The following is a 23,441-nucleotide window of genomic DNA, read 5'->3' as shown; positions in this document are numbered from 1 at the left end:
CGGGTGATCGGTAACGTTCGTCGGAACAAGGATCTCGAATGAATCCACGCCGTGAAACTGTTGCAACAAAGCTCGCCGCAGCGGTTTCGCGACTAGACACCGTTCTGAGTCCATGGGGCTTTTCATTCGTTGCTGACGAAATTCAATCTTCTCATTGTGGCCCGTTCGCATCCGGCCACTACGATCGCGACACTACGCGAATTGGCATTTCCTGCCGGGACGCCATCGACAATCTCTATTACGAACATACATTTGTCACGCGCAATGCATGCAGCACCGAATCAGAACGATTCACGATCGCACACGCAACTTTGATGGATGCTCTTGGGCATTCCGACGAATGCCGTTTGATCACGACTGACGATATTCCTGATGCAATTGTCGCCCGCGATGGCGGTGATCGCGTCGATGCCTTGATCCATGACCTAAATGTGTTCGCGTCGCGTGTCCTTAGCGAACCCTGTGATGACTTTTACACGATCGTTCGACGTGGGCACCGTTCGTACTCCGTTGCTTAACTCGTTGAGGTGCTCGTTGTATACTTGTGCAATACGGTCTGAAGATGGTTACAGACTTGGCACCACAAAGTTTCGACGAACCATCCGATGCAACCGAGCGGCGAAGTCGGGCGTTTTGAAGTGGATGATCAACCGTCGCCGCCGGCTGATCGGTAACGTTCGCCCACCAAAGCACTCCTTGGCCACTGATGATCAAACATGAGCGTTCCATTCGTGGCCTATGTAACCCTGAGTGATGACAAACCGCTCAATCCGGATTCATTCCCGGGAAGCCTTGCATTTACACGCAATCTTCACTTGGACTTTGACTCACCAGTGACGTTCTTCGTCGGTGAAAACGGCTCCGGCAAATCGACCTTGCTCGAAGCGATGGCAGTTCTTGCGCGACTGCCAATTTCTGGTGGCGGACTAAACGAGTCGGGTTCCAATCATGCCTTTGCGGAACGAAGCGTGCTTGCTGAATCGCTACGACTTGCGTTTATCAAACAGCCGAAGGACCGGTATTTCTTTCGGGCGGAAACCCAGGCGCATTTTGCGTCACTACTTGAGCAACGCAGAAATGACCCGGATTTTGGTGGCGACCCTTACATGCGTTATGGCGGGCGATCCCTGCATGAGATGTCACATGGCGAAGCGTTCCTCTCGATCATGCAAAATCGATTTGAACATGGCCTATTCCTCATGGACGAGCCTGAGTCTGCCCTTTCACCGCAACGACAACTTGCACTGCTCGCTTTGATGCATAAACTCGTTCGCTCCGGACGCTCTCAATTCTTCATCGCAACTCATTCGCCAATCCTGCTAACATTCCCGGGTGCTACAATAATCTCTTTCGACGTTGGAAAGCTCGAACGAATTGCGATCGAAGACACAACGCACTTTCAAATCACACGAGATTTACTAAACAATCCAGAGATGTATTGGCGTCATCTAGCCAAACCTGATCCTGAGGAATTACAGGGCGGCGAACCAAGCGATGAACCGAAGTCGCGGAGCCGTCGTTTTTGACAATGGAAAATCAATCGCCGCGACTCGGTTATCGCGGTCGTTCTGCTATGAAATGAAAGCGTATATCCTCCTTTCAACGATTGCCTTAACGCTTTCTGTCAACGCATGCGCCGAGGCGCCCGCCCGCATGCGCTACGAGGTGGCGATCCAGGCGGCCGATCTTGTTCTAACGGACATTGGAGGCGTCAAGTCGCAATCGATCTGTCTCTCAACACGCAGTCGGCTCGCCGATGTCTCGCCGACTGACATCAAAATCATCCTGCAAACCAAGGCAGGCGACATACCGATACCACTCGATGCTGATGGGAAATTTACGCTTCCCGTAATCGATGCACTCCGAAAAGAGAATCCTTGGATCACGGCGAACCAACCCCAGGGATCGCTCATAATGAAGGCATCCGTCAATCTTCAAATGCGTGTTTCGTCGGGATTTCACAATGGGTCCTGGCGCGTCCGTTACTCATCGCTGTTCCCCTTGCATACGGTGCTGAAGCGGGTCGATGCGGTTACCGACGCAATCTCAAAGGATCATGAAGTAAAGAGCAATTTCCCAGTGCCGAAAGGCGTTGTACTGTCTTGCGCTGACGAATTGGCTCACGCAAGAATGGTCATCGGTGACGACGAGCGAGAAATCCCTTCGCGCACGAAGGGCGACTTTCTCGTCCCATTCAACGCTGATTTAATGGCTCTCGATGTGTGGATTGCCGTTCAACCGGCACGCGGCTGGACTGTGACACCCGCGTTTGAGCCCGTGAACACAAACGCTGAGAAAGCAGAACAATGACATGCACGGGAGGACGGCTTGCGGCGTTTTTCGCAATGGATAGTTCACTCTCCGTCCCCCGTGATGTCTGCCGTTATCCGACCCGGCGGCTCCATTCCGTTGCGTGACACAATGCAATTCCTTCTTTCATCACTACTCTGGTTGACTGCCTTCGCGGCAATTGTATTCGCGGTCGCCCAGTTGGCTGTCCGTCGATTTCCTGACGCCGTTTTGGTTGTCGCGATCATTTCGCTTCCGCTTGCTCTGATCGGTATTGCACTACTGGTCTTCTCGGTTTTCATGGGATTCTCGATTTGGGTGACGCCCGGCACTGACTTTCATCGCGGCGAGAACTTGCGCAACTGCGGTCGAATGCTGGTCGGGGGTGTTGCGGCGGTCCTGCCCTTCACATATTTCCTGGCGTCGTTCATACTCGGCGCATCGCTATAGTGTGTGCGCAATTGTTGGTGGCGACGTTCCGTCGTTGTTTTCCGCTCGCGCGGCCCATGCTCGTCAACCGCCCGCCTCGCATCCCATACTCGCGGATAACCATCGGATCCACCGGAGCGGGGCTTGCGGCCGTTTTTCAAATGGAACATGCAAACGTCCCCGCCCGGTGATCCGTAACGTTACCCGAACTAGGTGGTCGGTCCACCTGCCGTAATCATGAACACCGCCACCGAACGTAATCCGTATCGGCCTCCTGTCGCCGAAAACGCCGTGCTACGTCCGCGAGCTACCATTCGGGCTACGACATGGATCGGACTAGCCATCGGCTCTGTTGTCCTATTCCTCTCTGCGTTTCTCGGTGGACGCATTCCCTACCTTTACGTTCGCTATCCGGGTTTGGTCGATCCACCCTCCCGACCCGTAGACTATTGGCCGGGACTGGAAGTCGAGCTTTCAAGCTATGTTCTGATCGTGCTGGTTCCCTTCGGATCGGCCGTATTCATCTGTTCGGTCCTGTCCTACCGACGGCAACGGTCGACGCTTCATACCCATCCAGAACGCGGATCTCCAGGAACACCACCCACTTCCCACCCGTGAGCGGGGCAAATTGCGTTAAGATGGGAAGCTTGCGGCAGCGGGCGAATGTTCCTCCACTGCCACCCCGAAGCGCAGCGTTGTAAGTCTGATAACCATGCCATGCACCGGAGTCGGGCTTGCAGCCGTTTTCAAATGGAACATCAACCGTCCCGACCCGGTGATGTCGGACGTTACCCGACTGAAATCAAGACAATGGAATCACGCCCGCTAAACGAAACCGAGATCGCGGGATTTGATTCCGAACGCAAATGGCTTGACGACTTCCTTAGCCACTTCGGTCCTGAGCACACACTCCGACGCACGCCGAACGATATACCTACGCTTCAATCGCTTCTGGATGCTAAGCCGTTTTCGACAGGTGATGAAGCATCGCTCGAAGTTCTGGGTTCGGCACTGGGCGACGTTGTTGCTGCAACACTCGGGTTTGATTGGGTGGTCGCCACTGACGAACACGGCTCAGATTTCGCCATCAAACATCCTTCCAAGATGGTTCTAGCCTTTCCCCGCGATATGATTGTAAAACGCGTAGAATCGGGCGCTATACTGAACCTAACGGAACTGTATCTTGGCGTTGTCGCCGCACTCGAAGAACAAGTTGCCGCTGATGGTGTAGTTCGAGACTGAAAACGGCGGGTAACCATCCCGTGCACCGGAGCCGGGCTTGCGCGGTTTCACAAATGGACGATCAACTTTCCCGGCCCGGTGACGGGTACCGTTATCCGACTGGGCGCGTAGAGATGCGCGGACTCAGTGCTCGATGCTTGGTGCGCCCGATTCTATGCCCGTCATTGGTGCGCTGCTCCGATGCCCAATTTTTGGTGCGCTCAAATCACGCCGGACATCCACACGCCCAAACTTGCTTGACCGACTCCACTTTGATACGATCACGCTTCGACGACTGTCACCGTCGTGGACGAAGTCCAGGCTGGCGGCGTCCCGCCGTTGTTTTCCCCTCGCGGAGGTCATGCTGGCGACGTCCCGTCGTTGTTTTCCGCTAGCGCGGTTGTTGCCCGTTGGCGGTCCGCCTCGTAAACATAATCGCGGATAACCAACGCATGCACCGGAGCGGGGCTTGCGGCCGTTTTCAAATGGAACACTTTACACTCCCCGCCCGGTGATGCGGGGCGTTATCCGACTTAATGCATCGCCCTCACGCCAAGCGTCCAACAATCACTCCCGATGTTCATATATCCGATGTGGGACAACGAATGCCAACGTCTTGGCAAACGCAAATGCACTCCGCTTGGTGCGTGGCTCCACTCGATCGCTGAATTGATCGGCTTCCTTTGCTTGCTATCACTGCCCTGCATTTTGCTCTACCTCGCATTTCGTGGCGTTGCTGGCACGTTCCACTACGGACTTTGGCTGGTTCTCGCTGCCCCGTTCGCTATCACCCTGCTCGGCGATGCGATGTTTGCATTCTCTTGGCATCTTGCTCGGCGTCGTGGGTTTGAATACGACTCTGATCTTCGCGAGGCAAGATGGAACGAGAACGGAGATCGTATCGTCTATCGGTGCTCGTCCGGCAACAATCGCGATTCCACACGACCCGATCATGGCGGATAACCAGCCGATGCACCGGAGTCGGGCTTGCGGCCGTTTTCAAATGGAACATCAACTCTCCCGACCCGGTGATCGGTAACGTTCCCCGACTGAGATCCTCATGAGCGATGATGTTACCGAATATCGCTACAAGACACTTGGTGCTCACGGACATGTCGAGCTCTCGGAACGCGATGTGACATGTGACACCACGTCTTATTTGGGACGGTGGAAAACGACCACGCCATACTCCGCTATCGAACCTCACCCAATTTCACTTTGGCAAACACCTCCGATCACGATCTACTGTGGTGTCGGTTTGGGCTTTCTGGCAGTAGTTCTTGGATTCGTAGCGTTTGGCGAACTGAGATCAAACGCATGGTCGCCCACATCGGCTTTCGCCTTCTATGCCGTATTTTCTGTGACGACTTTCGTGTTGCTAATTCGCGTGGTGCGAAATTGGTCCGCAGAGTGGATCATGTTTCCGACCGCAATCGATGGCCATCGTATTGCATATATCAAGACTCGGCGTGATAAAGAAGCATTCGACGCCTTTACCGTCAATCTGAAATCTCGCATCTGCAACGCGCCGAGTCGCCAGGATAGCGGGGAACCATCGGATGCACGTGAGTCGCCGAGCTGAGTTTATTGAAGTGGAACGTCGTTCGCGGCGACCACGTGATCCGTAACGTTATCCGACTGAACGTGACGATGGGTTTGCTTCCGCCTCGTAAGTCTACACTGCAAACATGAAATCTAAGAGCAATTTAATGGCACGCACTAGACTGGTACTGATCGCGACTGTTACTTCCGCCATGCTGCTCGTTACATCCGCTCCCGCTTCCGCAATAGTGGTTCAGCTTCAGTCGGCTTCACAGGTTCCTTTTACAAACGACTATCCCAAGTACGCCCGCGAGCAGGTTCGTGCCGCTTTCCAGACCGAGAACTGCGGATTCATCGACGGAACCACGAATATGAGCTCGGCTACTGTACGCTTTGCCGGCAACACAGCGGCGCTGAATATGCAACTGCTAAGCCTATCGACTTGCCCCACCGCGACCCTCTCTGTTGCTTTTGAAGAAATGGAGCACAGCTGCGACTGGCGGATCGTCTATTCCGTGAAACTTGCCAAGTTCTTGGTGACCGTTAACCTGGGCTCGAAGCGGATCGAACTGGAGCATCTCAAGATTCCGCCTTCCACTGGACCTCCCCTAAAGCGATGATCCAATCGAAACCGGATAACCAAGACATGCACCGGAGTGGCGGTGGTTACATTTTACGTTTGCTTGCACGTCGTTCGCCGCCACCCGGTGATGTCAACCGTTATCGCAACAACCAGAGCGTCGCATGGCTTGGAAGATTGTTCATATAGTCGCGTCTGAATGGACCGATGCCGTAACTGCCATCGCAATACTCCTTCTGGTCGCGTACTCAGTCATTCATGACTGGACTGAGATCCCAGTTGAAAACCTGCGTGTAAATATTGCGGTTGCCATTCTCGGATTGTGGATGCTGCTATCCGCAATGATCCGACTCAAGAATCGTGGATGGCGTGCCTGACGCATTTCCTGATGGTATGCTCCAGGTACTGGTGTTGACGAATTTCACCTTTTACCAGTTTAGGCGCGCGGCCGATGCTTTGACGATTTACTGTTCGGTCAACAACGCTGTAGGGTATGCTGGATTCATACCATCGGCGATAACCATGCCGTGCACACGGAGGACGGCGTCGCGCGTTTACGAATGGAAAATCAACTCGCCGTCCCCGGTGACGGCTACCGTTCGTTGAACTGCGCGATCAAACTTGTGATGTTTTGAACGCGGAGCTTCGTTGGTGTTAAGAGATCGATCAACACGTCAGGTTTTCCTCCGCTTGTTTTGATGGATCGATTGTCTCGCTGTCGCCTACGGTTGCCGGGTGCAGGCGTGAGCTTGACCACAACACGCCCAGTGGTAACGTTTCCTGTTGCCCAGCGGGTGCTGGCGGACTGGTGAAACCGACCGGATTTGCTGCGGGCCGAAGACTTCGCTAAACTTTCAGGAACGACGAGGGCGATGGTCGCCCTAACCCACTCCAAATGCCAACGAACCATGCAACGAACCATGCGTTGGACACGGAGCGACGCATACGGCCGTTACAAATGGTGACCACATTGGCGTCGCCCGGTCAACGCCGCCGTTATCCCGCTTGATCTACAATGGTCGCGATACTGAAAAGCTTTCTGTCAGCCGTTGCGGGAGCGTTCGCCCTTCTATGCTTTGGGATCTTGGTTCTGTGGGTCGTTACGAACAATCGCAACTTTGAGCTATTCAACAACGTTTCCGAATTCGAGCTCTACTGTGTCGAGAGTTGGAATGGCAAGCTACGGATGACCCACAGCACAAATTGCGGGAAAACTTACGAACTGAACCAGTGGACCTTTTGGTCAATTAACGACGATCGTATGCACTCAAACTACTCGCAGTACACACAAGAGTGGAATGCGAGTCTCTTTGGCGCTTCCTGGAACGATGATGCAGTTTCTCTCTACTTGCCTCATTTGTGCTGGGCTATGCTGGCAGCGACGGCTGCATACCTGATCAAGCCCAAGCCCAGGTTTCAATTCGCCTTTTCAGATTTGTTGATGCTAACCGCGTTGATCGCTATCATTGCCGTCGGGTTCACAGTTTAGAACCAAAGCGCGAACATGGGATAACAATGCCGTGCACGCGGAGGACGGCATCGGGCGTTTACAAATGGAAAATCAACTCGCCGTCCCCGGTGACGGCTAACGTTATCCGAATGTAGTTAAGCTATGAATCTGACGCTTGATGATCTGCTTGTTTCGCTCGATACTGACGGCGATTCTTCGCTGCTTGACGAGTGGGCTTGGATGGTCGGCGACGCAGCGACGCCAATGCTTGCAGCTGCGAACGGAAATATGTTCTTCATCGATGGCAACGCTGACAATCACATTCGTGTACTCGATGCTGCGTGTTCGACCGTTCGCGATGTATGTCTCTGCTGGGACGATTTTGAGTCGGTTATCACAATTCGAGACAACGCAATCGAATGGCTTACGCCGCAACTCGTGGGCGACCTAATCGAATCACTTGGACCACTTCCTAGCCGTCACTGCTTTGGTTTCAAACTACCGCCTTGCGTGGGCGGTTCTTTTGACTTGGACAATTTTGAACATACTTCATTGCCTCTGCACTTCGGTCTTCTCGGACAAATTGCGGGGCAGGTGCGCAAGTATCCGGACGGTACACCAATTCGCTCCTTCACTATTTCTGACGAGGACGACGGATAACAATGCCGTGCACGCGGAGCACGGCTTGCATGTTTTCACGAATGGAAAGTCGTCACTCCGTGCCCGGTGACGGCGGACGTTATCCCACTGAAATTGATCGTGAACTACTTAGCTGGACTATTTTCGATACTCGGGATTCTCGTTCACATACGAAACTTCCGGTTTCTCGGTGACCCCGTTCTAATCGACAGATACGAACGACTGCAAAATGGTAGCGAACTGCTGATGGACAAACTGCTGTTCCTCGCGGCACCATGGAATCCGTACATCTTTTACATTGCTTGCTTTGGATTCTGCTTTCTCGCGTGGAGAAACCGTCTCACCGTAGCAATGTTGCTCATGGTAATGCTGCTATCTGTACCGTATTTTTCGGCGCTTAACGAATTACACGCCAGCATTGCTCGAACCGCCTTATACGCTGGCGGATTTACAATCTTCTACCACATGACTAGGTTCACAAGACAGGCCAGCGGTAAGATCGACACGGCCACACCATAGTATGGGGGATAACCATCGGTTGCAACGGAGCGGCGGTGGTTAGCGTTTTTGTCTGCTTGCGAGTGCACTCCCGCCGCCCGCTGAACCGTACCGTTATCCGACTCAACGCGGGACCGTGTCGCGACCAAAGAGATTCTCGGTCTGCTAGCACTGACGACTAATCGCCGGTCCGTAGGCCGTCTTGGCCGTGTCGTGTTTCGCTACGTCGAACGGGCTGCGACGATTTGCTCGGGTCGCATTGCTTCCAGGTCATTCATGCTCGAACTCTGCTTCAGCGCTTTTCCGTCTGCTTGCACGCCCGGTCGCGACGTACCGAATGGCCGGCGATCCTTTTTTGGCCGCGCTGGTTGATTGATCGCCGACCATTCGGAACGTCGCGACCTCCAAGACGCTGCTCAGTGCGCGGTCGCTTGCGGCTGTTTCCCTTTTGGCTACCTTTTCACTGCTGCCACCCTCCGGAAACGAACGGAACGTCGCCATCATCATCTTTGTCCGCTTCTTTGCGGCATGATGATGGCGACGTACCGTTCGTTTCCTCGTTCCTTCGGCCACGTTGGGGTGTCCGATATTGCTCGGTCGCTCAGTTCTCGGCTATACTCGTACTAACGCTCCCACCCGTGTCCCCTTGGCCGGGGGCCACGGCGGATCTCCAGGAACACCAGCTACCGGCCCCGCGTCTGACGGGTGAATGATTCAGGTTTTTGAGCGGTGTTTGGCAGCTTGATTTGAGCCTTCGTGTCTCCGGTGCAACGGATTGATCCCTTTTTGTTCCTCCACTGCCACCCCGAAGCGCAGCGTTGTAAGTCTGATAACCATGACATGCACCGGAGTGGCGGTGGTCACGTTTTTTCGAAATCACGACTTTCGCCGCCACCCGGTGATGTCGAGCGTTATGCGGCTGGGTCAGCCTTCTCTGCTTTTGCGAATACGTTCTTTCTGAACTCATTGCACAATTCGGCCAGCACCTCTGGCTCCAGTTCGCGTAAATGAAACTTCGGCGATTCGACCATGCCTTCTTGCCGTTCGCGCGGTGGCATTTGGGCAATGACAAAATTCGGGATATTCATCGGTTGTAGCTTCAGTTTGACTTCCACGGTATCAACTCCAATCGCCGCATAACAAAGCCGTGAACACGGAGCGGCGAAGTCAGCCGCGTTCACATGGCTAATCTCTCGTCGCCGCCCGGTTACGGCAGACGTTATCGGACTGACGTCTCAGGTGTTTCACGCGTTCGCTCGCACTAGCGATTGCTGCAACGCCTGATTGGAAATTTGTCGTTCGGCATTCGCGTTAGCGAATTTGCGAGTCAAACGCATTGATCCTCCGTTTGCGATTTCCTCCCTCCAAGCCGCTCGCAATTCTTGAACGTGTTCGCTGTTTTCGTTTGCTGATCAAGCGACAACGCTTTTGATCCTTCGTTTACCGTCAACAAGCACTGTCGGATGACAATTGCCGTTTTACTGCCGACCCGGNCAACGCCCAATTGCTTGCCGCGTGAACCAAGTCCCGCTAAACTGTGGCGGCGTGGCAACCGCTGCCCGATGCTCGACCAATGCCCGTTCATAAATGCCGATAACAAACACATGCACCGGAGTGGCGGTGGTCACGTTTCTTTGGAATCACGTCAATCGCCGCCACCCGGTGATGTGAGACGTTAGTTGGACAAACACAAACATGCTACCGAAAGACAAACTCTTGTGTTGCTGTCCGCATTGCTCAAAACGCATGACAGCCCCGGTGTTAAGTGCGGGGAAGAACGCGAAATGCAAACAGTGTGGCAAGACGTTTTTGATTGAGCCAGTCAACTCGCAACTTGCTTCAACGGAATCCGTGCATGTTCCAAATACGCAGACTGCTATCGCACGCAGATTTGATCTAAATCACTTTCTTGGCGAGTTTGGCACGTATCCGTTGGCCAAGCTAATCGAAAGCTACGGTGCGATTGAAGGACGGTTGTTCGAATCCCTATTGGATGACGCGGTATCAATCCTCAAGAACGTCGACTTCCATCCTGTCGGCGAGTTGTTCAGACATGGGCAGGACGGTCGGCTATTTCAGGTAGCGAAGGACTACGTAACGCAAGAACGCTCTTTGGTGATCGCGATACGCGAAATTGACACCTCTGAAGACACGATCGTGACCACGCGCGACGTGAATCATATCGGACTGATCCGTTCGATTCGGGTGGTTGCTCCAAAGCAGATGATGCTCGTCGCGAACGAAATCGCGGAGGGCCTTGCCGGGCATTTGGATGCGGCTTACACGGCGTTGCAGGCCTGCTTCCTTGGCCATGCGGAAGAATTTCACAGCACCTCGTTGAGATTCATGAATCAAATCTTTGCGGCACATCTTTCCAAGTCCGGGTTCGATGCTCTGGCAAACGATTTTTGGTTCGTGGTTTTTGAGAAGGACGCTGGATACTACTCATTTGACGCCGACACACTTGAGAATGCGCTCCAGCACTATAGAAAGAATCAAGATGCAGTCATCAGCCCATTTGAATTCACGATCTGGATGGCAACACATCAGTTGCCGTTCGGTGAATCCCTATCTGCGGCAGCGCTTAACGAGGGAAAGACTCTACAGCAGTCGTTTGCGACCGCAAAATTTATTGAGTCCGCCCAACGATTCTGGCGCGCAAACAAACGACTAATCGGCAACGACTATGCTGTTTCGCCGGTAGCTCAGTCTGGGAATTACTCCGTAACAATGGCGTACGCAGCTGAATACCGCACTACATTCGAACCCGTAATCGAGATGGCGACACCTGCACTGGAACGTGCGTTTCAAGACAATATCAAGAACTGTTCGCTGTGGGTGAAGACAGTAAAGGGTTTTCGCTCAAGAGTGAGCAATTTGGCAGTGAGCGACCTAATTACCGACCTGATTGCAAAGTACGCTGCTGAAATGACTAAGGGGATGTAGTAAGTCCAACTAACAATGGCATGAACGCGGAGCCGCCGACAGCGCGTTTTCAAATGGAGCATCAACCGCGGCGGCCCGGTTATGCCAGACGTTATCCCGTCAAATGAATCATCCGGAATCGACAGGTGAATCCAGATCCAACCCTCAATGATCCGCTGAAAACCGTGCTCGCGTTTACTTCTGCGTATACGCGATGGGAGACGGATATGCATGCGACTCCAGACAGATTCACTAATGAAGATATTCAACAGCGTCGGCGACAGCTTCTACTCGACTTTTGCACACACAAGAAACGTGCATATGTTGATGGCGTAGCTGGCTACCAGAAGCCCCCCGTTTATGTCGACGTGAACGCCGACACCATCGCCGGGGTGGAACAAGCCACCCGTACTCGAACACATGTTGATACAGTGCAATTTGAATCCTGCGCGTATAGATTTGTGTTGATGAAGAAGGCCGACGGCTGGAGAATTGACAGCATCAAGCGACAATTTCCATCCATCGGAAAATGGGAGAACGCATTGATCGGTTCGTGACGCATCGTTGCAGACCGAACGGGATAACAAAACGATGCACACGAAGCCGGGCTTGCGCGTGTTTTTTTCTGCTTGCAGATCTATCGTCCCGGCTCGGTGATCGTAACCGTTATCTGAACGTGTCGCTCCAGGCGTTTTCTCCCGAACGCGAGCGTTGTCATAACGGTCGTCAACCGTCGTCGCCGCTCAGATCGTTTTATACGCTTCCACTGGCCGAACATTGGCTTGCTTCCAATGGCGTCGTCGTTCTATATTCGAGATCGCGCCCGTTCGCAGTAAGGTGACTTCGGCTCTATCTCGGTTGGCCGCGGATTTGCCCAGTGTGGGGTTCGGCCTGATGCGGGGAAAGTCCGCCTCGACGACATTAGCTATTCGGGAAGAGCCGTTTTGAACTTCTGGTCCGGCGTCGGGGTCTCCGATTTGCACTCTCAACGCTGCATCTCTAGAATGTCGGTTGATCCGAAGCTCTTCGGCCTCCCGGTTCCCAGCAGTCAGATAACCAAGCCATGCACCGGAGTGGCGGTCGTTTGTTTTCTCGAAGTCACGTCGTCCCCCGCCACCCGGTGATGGCAAGCGTTCGCCCAACAAGTCATAAATGAGCGAGACGCCACTGCAACCACTACGCATTCCGCCGGACTGGAGAGTCGGCTGGAATACCTTGTTCGAGCTCGATCCAACAGCTGAGAATGTGCGCCGTGGATTCTTCGGAGGTTCCTCGCTGTTTGGCGCGTCGAGCGTACACATGCGTCTCGCGGTGGATGTCGAATGGCGACCTGAAGATGATCCGGATGGACGGTACTGTTTGACCGTCTACTACGCGCCTTGGAAGCGGACGGAAAACGGTCGACGGCGTAAAAACGTGGCGCTCGACTTCAGCCATGCAAATGTTGTCTATGATATGGAGACACGATCACGACAAGAAATCGTAGAGCAGATCGAAGAGGTCCTACGTGGGCGAGATGAGTGGATCGAACACAATTAGTGGGCGAACCATCCGATGCACCGAAGGACCGGTGGTCAGTTTTCACGAATGGATGCCTTGCTCCCGGTCCTCGGTGATCGGTAACGTTATCGGATTCCCAGTGCGTCTTTCACCACCATCTGCACACCATTCGCACCAGCGCGGTAGCCGCGACGATACGCTTCCAGGGCAATCGACTCGACCTGACATTTTGCCTTGTCTATCAACTGCGGCTGCACGTGAATCGGGCAACCCAAGCTAACGCCATTGACTGTAACATCAATCCACTGCGTACCGTCAGCTATAACGTCACCGCCAAAGCACTCAACTCTTGCAATCTCTCCAGGCATGACAATCTCCGATAACAAAGCGATGCAACGAAGCCGCCGACATCGCGTTAATTTTGTAGCAAGCTCTTATTCGGCGGCTCGCTGATCGCCAGCGTTCGCCGACTGACGAGCCCAACATTACTTTCCCAACGAGAAATCAAATGAAACTTAAGTCCAACATGTCCCGCCACCCGGACTCACCGACCGCTCGGAATCGAGACGCTGGGCAAGGGCGGTGGGCAATGTTGATGGTCGCGTTGATCGGTGTGGTGCTCGTTGTGCTCGGTCTGATTCAAGCCTTAGACACTGCGGGCGATTCATCAATTCTGTACCGAGGATGGTCCACCATCGTATTTGGGATCTCAATCGTGATCCTTTCGCTTTCGACCAGTCGGCTCGTTCCAAATCGCTAGCCGTCCATTGGAAACTCGCATACAGAACGTGTGTTCTAGGTGCAGCCGATACGCGTGGATTCACAGCGGCGGCGAACCATCGCATGCAACGGAGCGGCGGTGGAGACTTTTTGCAAATCGAAAATCAACTCCCGCCGCCCGCTGATGCGTGACGTTCGCCGACGGAATCACTTGCGCAAGACCTGATGTGATGCGGGCTGAAATTCACCACTTAGAATCTAACGACCATGTCGACTGGAATGCCTTCCTACAATACCAGTCACCTGACCCATACGATGACTTCGGATGGTTCCATTTGACGGTTGGTGCCACCGACGTTCTCGGCGGCAATGATTTTCAGGTTTGCGTCGCTACTCCACGTGCTGTTGGACGAATCAAACACGATAAATTTGTGCCTGGTATACTGGTAGACCAATATGATGCCGCAACGGTCGAGAAAGCGATTCGTGATCGTGTAGAATCGGTCTGCGGCCACAGCTGGGAAGAGCTTGTGGGTCAACTGCGTGTTTTCATGCAATGGGAATACGAAGGGATGGCTGGGTCGTAACGCCTCGCCAAGGGAAGCGGCGAACCAAGCGATGGACCGGAGTCGCCGATCCGGCCGTTTTGACAATGGATGATCGCTCACGGCGACCGCGGTCATCGCCAGCGTTCCCCGGCTGACAAGCATGAACCCTTACCATCCGCCTGACATTCAATCGCAGCCAACATCGGCGCAACGGCTTCATTGGTTTGCGTTCGCCTCGACTGCGACTATCGCGTTCGGAGTTGTATCGTGGATTAGCCATAGTCTCCGCGCCGATTCTCGCCCGTTTATCGCTACACCAACGCAGTTTGTTGCTTCCTATGTGCCTTACTTCGCATTCTCGGGAGCGGTTGGTGCAGTCAATTTGCTTTCGCCAATGCGAGGGTACTTTGTACGTTCACCCGTTTCTGTTCGCCTGATTGCTGGCATGATTTTGGGCTTGATGCCGATTCCGTTGAACCACATCATCGTAAATTATCTTTGGTATCTAAAACCGTTTGTTCCATTTAAGGTCGCCGAGATCGCGATTGTTGTTATCGTTCCCGTGATTATTTGTACGGCTATAGAGCGGTTGTTCCTCAGGTTTCGCAAGGCGGAATCCGTTACTTCCGCAATCAGTTAGCCTTAGTCCAAAACGGCGGGGAACCATCGCGTGAACCGGAGAACGCGAGTTGAGTTTGATGGCAGTTAGAAACTTTCCCGCGCGTTCCCGGTTACGCGTAACGTTCCGCTACAAAGGTGCCTTCGTTCAAATGCGTTTCCATGCCGTATCTGTAATATCAACGTTTATCGATACCCAGATACGCGCGATTCATTCCTCGTTCTTCCACGGCAAAGCGAGCCGAGGAGGGACCTTCCCAACTGCAGAAAACGCTCTGCTCGCGTTCGACGTCGAAACTCCACTTCGGTTGCACAAAAACATCCACAACATTGCTGATTTCTTCCTGCCCGAGCATCAGTTGGTCATCTCCGAACGAGTTGCCGAACATTTCAGAGAGCACCCATCGCTCTCACTAGACGCAGTGTCTTTCGCCGTGCTTTACGACTACCCGTACAGCATCGACGATGCGTCTTGTGGATTCGATGACTACGATTCTCAAATGAGCTTCATTGACAGGCAGGCAGACGTGCCAGACCTCCACAATCGCGTTGGTTCGTACTTTCACGTGAGAATGCCTCCTGTTTTCCGTGTTCGCGAGCTATTCCCTGATGCTCCGCTGGTCGATGTGACAATCAAGTACGGGCCAACACCGTTGCCGATCTCAGCAGATGTTTTTGCTGCCCACCCAATGTACTCGACCGGTTCTGCGACGATAATGTCCGACGACGTATTTCGCCGAGTGGAACCTTTCATTAACTGGACCTATTTCAAGCATCTTGAATTTGGGCAAACTGGGTAGTGAAGAGCGGAACCATGCGATGGACCGAAGTCGCGGGCGACGCGTATAAGAATGGAAACCACATTGCCGCGACTCGGTCATCGCGGTCGTTCCCCGACGGATGCGCGCCCTATTTCGATCGTTGCCGTGCCTTTGGTTGCAACCTCTTTCCTTGCACCATTGGACGCAGCCCGTATGCGACGCAACGAGTATTTGTTTGACCTCGCCGATTGGCTCACTGATCCACCGAACGGTGGTCCGATCCAAATGTGGGTTGTCGGTGCTGGGCTTTCCACGCTGATTTCGCTTTACGGCATTTCATGCTGCCTGACGCAACGTGCAACGACTCTAAACATCACAATGCGAGGATTTCAGCCAATCGGACGCGGGCTCTGGCTTGAAATCTCTGGCATACATGCGGTCACGTTTGGCCTGGTCATCGTGTGCATTGGCCTGTTCGTGCATTTCCAATGGTTTTGGGGCAACCACAAGCGACTGTTTCCATTTCACGAAGTCGCAAAGTACTGCGCGGCGCTAGGCCTTGTTGTTGCCATTCTCGCACATGCCTACACTATGATTACCCAGACATGAACGAGGCGGGGAACCATGCCGTGCACCGGAGCGGCGTCAACGCGTTTCCTGATGGTTAGTTTCACTCTCGCCGCCCGGTGACGGCGGCCGTTCTGTCAATCTTCAATGCGTCTTTACTCGTTAGCATTATTAGCTGCATTACTGCTGTTTGGTTGCACTGCTTCACAACGTGACTCCGTGCCGAAGGCGAGTACAGCTTCGGACTGCGAGGCCGCAATCGAGGTGATAGCGACGTCGAACGATCGTGATGAGGTGTTTGCTGCCTACCGCGTTGTGTTTGACGGTGGTCGCACCGCTGTTGATGCGTGGCAAGAGCATTTGGATGACCTACGAACAATCGACGGAACCCTCTGCACACGGTCGCTTAATGGCGGGACGTTTACTATTGCTCAGCAATCGCTTTGGGCGATTCAGGATATGATCGAAGAAACGCGAATTCCGCTGACTTGCAAGTCGTACTACGTGCTTTCGGAGTCAAATGTAAATGACTGGCTCGGCAAACGACAGGGATTGCGATTGGTTGATCTTAAGATCGAAGCTGCGAGTCGCTCGCTTCAGTTGGCGGAAACGGACTTTGAGTTGACAGGCTCCCCTGATGCTGGTCAAGCGATACAATTCTACCGAGATATTCTCACCAGTCTTCGCAGTCAGCAATAGCGATGAACCGTACTGACAGAACCATGCCGTGCACCGGAGTACGGCATGGCGCGTTCACAAATGGAAAACCAACCCGCCGTACCCGGTGACGGCGGCCGTTCCCCGACCGAAGTCTCCTTGTATTGCGCGAACAACCGAACTCGACGATGGCTGATCGAAACGACGGCAAGTGGACTCCCATCACACTCGACGAATTGTGCGTTCTTATCGACGAAGCCGTTTCTCGGCTCGATGACGACCAGATCCGCTTCTGGGATTCGATACGCATCGATCCTGTGAAATGGATGCAACACCCGTGGGGCGAACTTGGTGGTGGCTTCTGGGTTGTCGCGTTGATTGGCTCGACCGCTATTTGGTACAATGACATCGAAGACGGGTTCAACACGTCAAGATTTTGTCACGCGGGTAAACTCGATGAATACTGGTGCGACGACCTTGAGCTCAATCATGTCGTACACCAAATTCGCCGTTCGATCATAGAGGCGGCACCACTACCTGCAAAGCGTGGACCGCCTCGACCGATGGTCGATGAATGATCTCACCGGAGCGGGGAACCAAACGATGCAACCGAGCGGCGAAGTCGGGCGTTTTCAAATGGTTGATCTTCCGTCGCCGCCGGCTGATCGTAGACGTTATCGGACGACGAATCACGTTTCCCTATCGCGTCATTAAACGCCATGTGTGCCGTGTTAGCATGACGATTGCCGCCGCTAGACCCAGCCAAATCGCACACCACACAACCAATCCCGGAACATCGTCACTGCCGAACGTTTCCGGATCAGGCTGATTACCCGACTGCAACGCACCCGGGTTAATCGCGAAGTAGACGCTCATTGATGCAAACGCCAAGAGTAGCAACAAGACGCAGACTTCAATCAGCGCGAGAACAACTTTCGCCGCCGAGTACGCCGGCGCATTCTCGATGGCGCGTTCTTGGGCGCTTCTCGGTGGAGAATATGGATTGTCGGTCACAAGGCAAAACTCTTGATGGTGCTTCTACGGTTCGGCGCATGCTATCATACGCTGTGTCTGCATCCACACCGCACCAAATCGCCGATAACCATGGCGTGCACACGGAGCGGGGCTTGCGGCCGGATTTGAAATGGACAACTTAACTCTCCCCGCCCGGTGACGCCGGACGTTACCCGACTGAAATGAACGCTGACGCAAACACGCTAATCGACGCGTTCCGTGGCTACTGCGGCGTCGAGGTGTTCCGCAAATTCGTCGCTGCGACAAACCGAGAATGCAGGATCAAGCAACGCTTGATGTTCTGGCAACAAGACAAGTGGGAATCCTTCGTCGCAACCCATGCCGAATACGCTGCGCTTGAGTTTGCGGATATCGCAAACGCTTTTCGTATCTGCCATGTTCACGAACTTCCGCTGCATGATGACCATGTCCCGGCCGTTTACGGACGCTGGCATTTCCCCGATGGATACCTGGAAACGAAGAACGACGAATTCCCGTATGCGAATCTGATGTTCTGTGGCGATTCTGGGCAACGACGGCGACACAGCAACCAGGATGTCGAATACTGCTCTGCGTGCCGCGAGGCATTGCTGCAGTGGAACGATGGTCGTGAGCATACTTGCGGCATACCTTAGTGCGAAGCAGAATGGCGGGTAACCATCGCGTGCACACGGAGCGGCGGTGGACAGTTTTAACAAATGGTTGCCGTGCTCCCGCCGCCCGGTGACGCGTACCGTTCCCCCAACGAATGGACGCTGAATGCGTCGCGTACTTCTGATTGCCTTGATCCTCCTCGTCGCCGCAGCAGGTGTTTGGGTCATACGGTTCGCGAAACAGGTCATCGGCATTCCACGCGAGGCATACGCATCTGATTGGACAGCCGTCTTCATCATTGATCACTTACGAACATCCGGCACATGGCCAACTGGCTGGCACGACCTGCGCGACGAATACGATCGACTTGCAGTCCCGCAGCATTACGCTTGGACTTTCGACGAACTTCAGACACTCATTGACGTCAACTGGGACTCATCGATCGACGCAATCCGCGAATCTGATGTGCCGCTGGACAACGTGCAACTGACGAGCGGTCGGCAGGTGAGCTACAATGGAGACCCCGACATGCTAATTCACGACTACGTGCACACGGGAAACGATCCGCACCAGATCCGAGACCGTATCGGAGATCTGGGGGAACCATCCGATGCACCCGAGTCGGCGAGTCCGGACGTTTCGACAATGGAAGATCAACCGCGCCGACCGGGTGATCGGTAACGTTCTGTGCAAACCATGAATCCGAACACGATCAGATTCGATTTGCTCTTCGATGCTAACGAGTATCATCGATCTGGATTCTGTCCGTGGACGTTTTTCGCTTACCCGACCAGCATGGCAGACGAACGTGGACTACCGCCAGACAACGACGCATGCGACTTCCTTGCCCGCCTTCAAGAACGTGGCATTGACGTTGCCATTTGGGTCAATGGTATCGCCGAGGATACAACGTACTTCGCATGCCGCAAGGACGACATTCAGAGATTGAACGATGTAATTCAGGCACTCGAAGATTCCGGAGAAATCGAGAGGGGATTCTGCAATCAGCGAACTGAACAGCTATTTGCTGCATCCGAAAAGCACAGAACAAGGCCGTGAACCGGAGCGGCCGATCACGCGAGTTTTGAAATCAAAGTCTTTTGGCGGCCGCCCGGTTACGGCTGTCGTTCTGCCTCTCAATACTAGTACAAGGTCGAATACAGTGGGAAGGTGTCCTGAGGATGGTCAGACGGTTGCGTTCGAAACATCGACGGATCGAGCATTCGACCTGTTCTGTGAACTGACAACGAACACATGGGTGTGCCGCCTGGCTGTAATCCATCACAACGTCCATGCGATCTATACTCCGGAGATTTCGCCTGACTTTAAGCAAATAGCCGCAGACGTTTCTCGCATATTTGACTACGCCGTTTACGAATTGGTCTGTGATGAACCGATTTTCCAGGTTTGGAAAAACGGCAATATTTGGATACCAGAAATCCCAGAAGGACCAATCACACGGAAGCACATTGAGCAGCTCAAAGGCATGGTGTTTGTAGAGTCAAGTTCCACTGCAAACGGTCGACTTTGGGACCTCATCCACGAATTTGCCTGGGCCAATTTTGGCAGCGAAGAGTTCTTGTTCGAGAAGTAGACCCGCTGAATGAGTCACCGAGCACGTCAACGAACAGGCAGAACAAAGCCGTGAACCGGAGCACTCATTCACGCGGCAACTAAAATCAAAGCCTTCCGTTCGTGCCCGGTTACGGCAGGCGTTATCCGATTAGATTGCTGTTAGACGCTTGAATCCCTACAAACCTAGCATTCAACCGGGTAGCACTCAGGACGAGAAACCTGCTCCGCCGTCTTTTTTTGCTGCATCTGTGAACGCTGGACTCGGTTGCTGTCTATCGTTCGTAGCAGTCTACTTGTTTTTCTGGGTGGCTGATCGCGAACCGATAATTGCGATGAACCACACCGACTGGACGTATTTTTCTGCAGTTCTGGCATGCTTCGCTACATGCGGAACGGCTTTCGTCATTGCATTATTTCGGATTTCGCTTGATCGAATCGCTTTCGCCATGGCTGTGCTGTTCTGTCTTCCACCCGCTGGATTGAGCGTTTTCTCGATGTACTTGTTTTACGTGGGATAGGTGGCTGCGACTTGTTCGAGCAGGCGTACGGATCTCCAGGAACACCACCCACTTCCCACCCGTGAGCGGGGCAAATTGCGTTAAGATGGGAAGCTTGCGGCAGCGGGCGAATGTTCCTCCACTGCCACCCCGAAGCGCAGCGTTGTAAGTCTGATAACCATGGGTTGCACCGGAGCCGGGCTTGCGAGTGTTTTCTGATGGTTGACTTTTCCCTCCCGGCCCGGTGAACCCGGACGTTATCGGACTGACTGACCGCTCTACCGCTCTCTGCACCCTACTCGGACATGGCGAGCAGCTTCGCACCTCGCAAGTCGTTGTGACTCAGATCTCCAAAACTCTCACGTGGATCGTCGTCTTCGGGCTGCTCGGGCTATCGCTCGCGCCGGCGATCGCCTCTGCACCCCAGCATCACTATGAAATTCGATACGCGATTGTTGGGGGCATTGCCGGGCTACTAGTTGGCGTACTGATTCACCGACCTTGGATCGCACCATGACGCTTTCTCGCGTATCGCCGTCCCGGAGTTGTCTTCTGCTCGCGCAGATCATGCTCGACACACAACGGCGACGTTCCGTCGTTTTTTCCTCTCTCGTGGACCAACACTCGTTCAATGCCCGCTATGATTACCGATAACCATGCGATGGTGACGGAGCGGCGGTGGTCGCCGTTTTCGTCTGCTTGCAACTGCACTCCCGCCGCCCGCACATCGCTACCGTTACGCCACTAAATCCATTCACGCATCTGGCTCAATGGAACCTTTTGACTTGATCGACGAACTGCGTGACAAGGATCGCCATATGCGGTTGGACGTGGACATTCTGCGTGAGATGTCTGAACGTCATCCTGACTGCCCCGAACTATGGGACGTTCTCGGTGACATTCAGCAGATCTGCGTCGACCACGAATATGGGATCGACGAATCTGTCGCTTGTTACCAGCAGGCGATTGAATGCGACCCTCAATACGCCCCCGCTCACGTCTCGCTCGGGTATGCGTACGACACATACTTCGACGACTTCGCAAAGGCCGCTGAGCACTTTCGCCTTGCGATCGCATTCGGCGCGGGCGACACTGCCCGTATTGGACTTGCGCGTGTCCTCGCCCAACTTGGCGATGCCGCCGCCGCCACCGCTGAACTTGATTTTTGCACCGATCAAAATCATACTGCGATCACTGAACTGCGTCGCGAAATTAGCGAAGGGCTGTGGTTTGACCCGCCGCTCGAAGAGGCGTAACCAAGCGATGAACGCGGAGTGGCCGACAGCGTGTTTACAAATGGACAATCAACCGCGGCCACCCGGTTATCGCCGCCGTTATCCGACTTAAATACTTGACGTAGCTTGACCATTCGAGACCTGCTGTTGCTGACCTCGACCTGTGCACTTGCGTGCACGTTTTTTATGCTCACGTGGTGCGTAGGCATATTCTCAATTTCTTTCTTACCGCTCGCATTTGCTACTTTCTGCCTACGCAAGACTCAGGGGTGTCGCAAAGTCCTGCTTGTCTCGGTCGCCACAGTTCCGATCTACCTTTCATCCTGCGGACCTGTCGCTGGCCTTGTTGCGTTGGCTTACCCAGATGTCAAAACAACACCCAACTGGATTGCGGAACCCATCTACCTGTTCTACCGTCCATTTCTTTATTTTGTTGACGATGATTCGACACTGGAGGTTGAAATTCTGCGGTACACCAACGACTGGATTGCATTGGCCGGCGCGCGCACAACCGTCTGATGTACGCAGACTTGGAATTGGCGACGTGTTGGCACTGAAACGATTTTCTATGCTGCTGTCGGGCCGCAGCACCCAAAGATTGCCTGCCAAGCCAATGCTCGATACAATGCCACGCAGTGGTTCCTGCTGCCCGACGCTTGGCTCGTACCCGATCCATACGCACGGATCTCCAGGAACACCACCCACTTCCCACCCGTGAGCGGGGCAAATTGCGTTAAGATGGGAAGCTTGCGGCAGCGGGCGAATGTTCCTCCACTGCCACCCCGAAGCGCAGCGTTGTAAGTCTGATAACCATCGGTTGCACCGGAGCGGCGGTGGTCAGCGTGTTCTAAACTTGCAAGCGTTTCGCCGCCGCCCGGTGAACCGTAACGTTACCCCATTCAAAATCGACAACGCTGAATCGCGATGCGACCGTGCAACCAATGCGGAGAACCAGTCGACAACTCCGCAGTTTTGTGCGCTTCATGTGAGGCTAGACCGAATTCGTCTCGTCAGACGTTGGCATCGATTGCAGAACCCAAACCTCCAGAAACCGATAGCTGCGGCGTTGTGGATTCGTCGCACTGGACTTTAGTGTTCGTCGGCGCTGCAATGCGGGGCATACCGTTGGCAATCGTAATGATGCTCGCCTCGCAAATCGTGACTTGGTTCCGAATGCCGTTGCTTACCACGTGCTACATTGGTCTTGGCGTCGTCGGCGCATACGCTATGTTCGGAGGATTGGCTGACTTACTTCCGACCGGGGCTGACAAAACGGGGTAACCATCGCGTGAACCGGAGAACGCGAGCTAAGCGATTTGGCCGTTAGAAACTTTCCCGCGCGTTCCCGGTTACGCGTAGCGTTATCCGCTCAAGCTCAGTGTGTCGAATGTGACTTCTGTGCCTTGTGCTCGAATGCGATTGGTTCGGCCATCCAATTCAATCCGTGGAACCGTGCCCAGTTGTTCGATCGGCCATCGGCGTCAGTTCAATCTTCTAGACGATCCATGCTTGGAAGGAACCGTGGCCTCAACTTCTGATGGGCCATTGGCATCAGTTCATTCTCATAAATGACTTCCGCTTG

General features: G+C 53.9%; 27 protein-coding genes. 24 read left to right on the top strand and 3 right to left on the bottom strand.

Annotation, left to right across the window (positions count from 1 at the left end):
* Positions 1–38 precede the first annotated feature (38 nt).
* The 11 genes from Poly51_RS30815 (at position 39) to Poly51_RS28480 (ending at position 8,171) form a co-directional block, all read left to right on the top strand.
* Positions 39–518: a hypothetical protein gene (locus Poly51_RS30815; protein WP_186775885.1), complete on the top strand. Its 480-nt coding sequence runs from the start codon at positions 39–41 to the stop codon at positions 516–518.
* A 198-nt stretch (positions 519–716) separates the two neighbouring features.
* The gene (locus Poly51_RS28525; RefSeq protein ID WP_146462370.1) at positions 717–1,526 is read left to right on the top strand and encodes an AAA family ATPase; all 810 of its coding nucleotides are present in this window, start codon (positions 717–719) and stop codon (positions 1,524–1,526) included.
* The gene (locus tag Poly51_RS28520; protein WP_146462369.1) at positions 1,495–2,310 is read left to right on the top strand and encodes a hypothetical protein; all 816 of its coding nucleotides are present in this window, start codon (positions 1,495–1,497) and stop codon (positions 2,308–2,310) included. Before Poly51_RS28525 ends, Poly51_RS28520 begins: the two co-directional genes overlap by 32 nt.
* A 111-nt stretch (positions 2,311–2,421) precedes the next feature.
* Positions 2,422–2,739, top strand: coding sequence for a hypothetical protein (locus Poly51_RS28515; protein WP_146462368.1), 318 nt, complete (start codon positions 2,422–2,424; stop codon positions 2,737–2,739).
* 216 nt (positions 2,740–2,955) lie between these two features.
* Complete coding sequence (locus Poly51_RS28510; RefSeq protein ID WP_146462367.1) at positions 2,956–3,336, top strand: hypothetical protein; 381 nt, start codon at positions 2,956–2,958, stop codon at positions 3,334–3,336.
* A gap of 192 nt (positions 3,337–3,528) precedes the next feature.
* Positions 3,529–3,960 carry a DUF3806 domain-containing protein gene (locus tag Poly51_RS28505; protein WP_222435946.1) on the top strand — a complete coding sequence of 144 codons (432 nt, stop codon included), beginning with the start codon at positions 3,529–3,531 and terminating at the stop codon, positions 3,958–3,960.
* A gap of 555 nt (positions 3,961–4,515) precedes the next feature.
* Entirely contained in the window at positions 4,516–4,902 is a 387-nt protein-coding gene (locus tag Poly51_RS28500; protein WP_146462365.1) for a hypothetical protein, read from the top strand.
* 97 nt (positions 4,903–4,999) lie between these two features.
* On the top strand, positions 5,000–5,521 hold the full coding sequence (locus Poly51_RS28495) for a hypothetical protein (protein WP_146462364.1): 522 nt from the start codon (positions 5,000–5,002) through the stop codon (positions 5,519–5,521).
* A gap of 106 nt (positions 5,522–5,627) precedes the next feature.
* A complete protein-coding gene (locus Poly51_RS28490; protein ID WP_146462363.1) occupies positions 5,628–6,101 on the top strand; it encodes a hypothetical protein in 474 nt (157 codons plus the stop codon).
* Positions 6,102–7,076: 975 nt separating this feature from the next.
* Entirely contained in the window at positions 7,077–7,550 is a 474-nt protein-coding gene (locus Poly51_RS28485; RefSeq protein WP_146462362.1) for a hypothetical protein, read from the top strand.
* Positions 7,551–7,673: 123 nt separating this feature from the next.
* The gene (locus tag Poly51_RS28480) at positions 7,674–8,171 is read left to right on the top strand and encodes a T6SS immunity protein Tdi1 domain-containing protein (RefSeq protein ID WP_146462361.1); all 498 of its coding nucleotides are present in this window, start codon (positions 7,674–7,676) and stop codon (positions 8,169–8,171) included.
* A gap of 1,388 nt (positions 8,172–9,559) precedes the next feature.
* Here Poly51_RS28480 and Poly51_RS28475 read toward each other — a convergent pair.
* Positions 9,560–9,763, bottom strand: coding sequence for a hypothetical protein (locus Poly51_RS28475; protein ID WP_146462360.1), 204 nt, complete (start codon positions 9,761–9,763; stop codon positions 9,560–9,562).
* A gap of 580 nt (positions 9,764–10,343) precedes the next feature.
* Here Poly51_RS28475 and Poly51_RS28470 point away from each other — a divergent pair.
* The 3 genes from Poly51_RS28470 (at position 10,344) to Poly51_RS28460 (ending at position 13,112) form a co-directional block, all read left to right on the top strand.
* Entirely contained in the window at positions 10,344–11,594 is a 1,251-nt protein-coding gene (locus tag Poly51_RS28470) for a hypothetical protein (RefSeq protein WP_146462359.1), read from the top strand.
* A 125-nt stretch (positions 11,595–11,719) separates the two neighbouring features.
* Positions 11,720–12,130: an NTF2 fold immunity protein gene (locus tag Poly51_RS28465; RefSeq protein ID WP_186775882.1), complete on the top strand. Its 411-nt coding sequence runs from the start codon at positions 11,720–11,722 to the stop codon at positions 12,128–12,130.
* A 595-nt stretch (positions 12,131–12,725) separates the two neighbouring features.
* Positions 12,726–13,112, top strand: a complete 387-nt coding sequence (locus tag Poly51_RS28460; RefSeq protein WP_146462357.1) for a hypothetical protein — start codon at positions 12,726–12,728, stop codon at positions 13,110–13,112.
* An 86-nt stretch (positions 13,113–13,198) separates the two neighbouring features.
* Here the strand turns inward: Poly51_RS28460 and Poly51_RS28455 are convergent, their stop codons facing one another.
* A complete protein-coding gene (locus Poly51_RS28455; protein WP_146462356.1) occupies positions 13,199–13,441 on the bottom strand; it encodes a hypothetical protein in 243 nt (80 codons plus the stop codon).
* 140 nt (positions 13,442–13,581) lie between these two features.
* Between Poly51_RS28455 and Poly51_RS28450 the strand changes: the two genes are divergently transcribed.
* The 5 genes from Poly51_RS28450 to Poly51_RS28430 all read left to right on the top strand — a co-directional run bounded on the left by Poly51_RS28450 (position 13,582) and on the right by Poly51_RS28430 (position 17,522).
* Positions 13,582–13,833 carry a hypothetical protein gene (locus Poly51_RS28450; RefSeq protein ID WP_146462355.1) on the top strand — a complete coding sequence of 84 codons (252 nt, stop codon included), beginning with the start codon at positions 13,582–13,584 and terminating at the stop codon, positions 13,831–13,833.
* A 190-nt stretch (positions 13,834–14,023) separates the two neighbouring features.
* Positions 14,024–14,380: an Imm8 family immunity protein gene (locus Poly51_RS28445; protein WP_246114824.1), complete on the top strand. Its 357-nt coding sequence runs from the start codon at positions 14,024–14,026 to the stop codon at positions 14,378–14,380.
* 659 nt (positions 14,381–15,039) lie between these two features.
* A complete protein-coding gene (locus Poly51_RS28440; protein WP_146462354.1) occupies positions 15,040–15,759 on the top strand; it encodes a hypothetical protein in 720 nt (239 codons plus the stop codon).
* Between the two features lie 822 nt (positions 15,760–16,581).
* Positions 16,582–16,986, top strand: coding sequence for a hypothetical protein (locus tag Poly51_RS28435; protein ID WP_146462353.1), 405 nt, complete (start codon positions 16,582–16,584; stop codon positions 16,984–16,986).
* Between the two features lie 146 nt (positions 16,987–17,132).
* A complete protein-coding gene (locus Poly51_RS28430; RefSeq protein WP_146460608.1) occupies positions 17,133–17,522 on the top strand; it encodes a hypothetical protein in 390 nt (129 codons plus the stop codon).
* 121 nt (positions 17,523–17,643) lie between these two features.
* On the opposite strand, the gene Poly51_RS28425 is transcribed toward Poly51_RS28430, so the two are convergent.
* The gene (locus tag Poly51_RS28425; RefSeq protein ID WP_146462352.1) at positions 17,644–17,958 is read right to left on the bottom strand and encodes a hypothetical protein; all 315 of its coding nucleotides are present in this window, start codon (positions 17,956–17,958) and stop codon (positions 17,644–17,646) included.
* Positions 17,959–18,140: 182 nt separating this feature from the next.
* Between Poly51_RS28425 and Poly51_RS28420 the strand changes: the two genes are divergently transcribed.
* The 5 genes from Poly51_RS28420 (at position 18,141) to Poly51_RS28400 (ending at position 22,378) form a co-directional block, all read left to right on the top strand.
* Positions 18,141–18,593, top strand: coding sequence for a hypothetical protein (locus Poly51_RS28420; protein ID WP_146462351.1), 453 nt, complete (start codon positions 18,141–18,143; stop codon positions 18,591–18,593).
* A gap of 124 nt (positions 18,594–18,717) precedes the next feature.
* Positions 18,718–19,233, top strand: coding sequence for a hypothetical protein (locus tag Poly51_RS28415; protein ID WP_146462350.1), 516 nt, complete (start codon positions 18,718–18,720; stop codon positions 19,231–19,233).
* Positions 19,234–19,576: 343 nt separating this feature from the next.
* Positions 19,577–20,146, top strand: a complete 570-nt coding sequence (locus tag Poly51_RS28410; protein ID WP_146462349.1) for a hypothetical protein — start codon at positions 19,577–19,579, stop codon at positions 20,144–20,146.
* A gap of 1,248 nt (positions 20,147–21,394) precedes the next feature.
* Positions 21,395–21,880 (top strand): tetratricopeptide repeat protein, encoded by a 486-nt coding sequence (locus Poly51_RS28405; RefSeq protein ID WP_146462348.1) that lies wholly within the window; start codon positions 21,395–21,397, stop codon positions 21,878–21,880.
* A gap of 105 nt (positions 21,881–21,985) precedes the next feature.
* Positions 21,986–22,378, top strand: a complete 393-nt coding sequence (locus Poly51_RS28400; RefSeq protein ID WP_146462347.1) for a hypothetical protein — start codon at positions 21,986–21,988, stop codon at positions 22,376–22,378.
* The last annotated feature ends 1,063 nt before the right edge of the window (positions 22,379–23,441 follow it).

The sequence above is a fragment of the Rubripirellula tenax genome (genome assembly GCF_007860125.1).
GTDB classification, from domain to species: Bacteria; Planctomycetota; Planctomycetia; order Pirellulales; family Pirellulaceae; genus Rubripirellula; species Rubripirellula tenax.
Note: the sequence above shows the minus strand (reverse complement) of the source record. Positions and strands in the feature narration are given on the sequence as shown.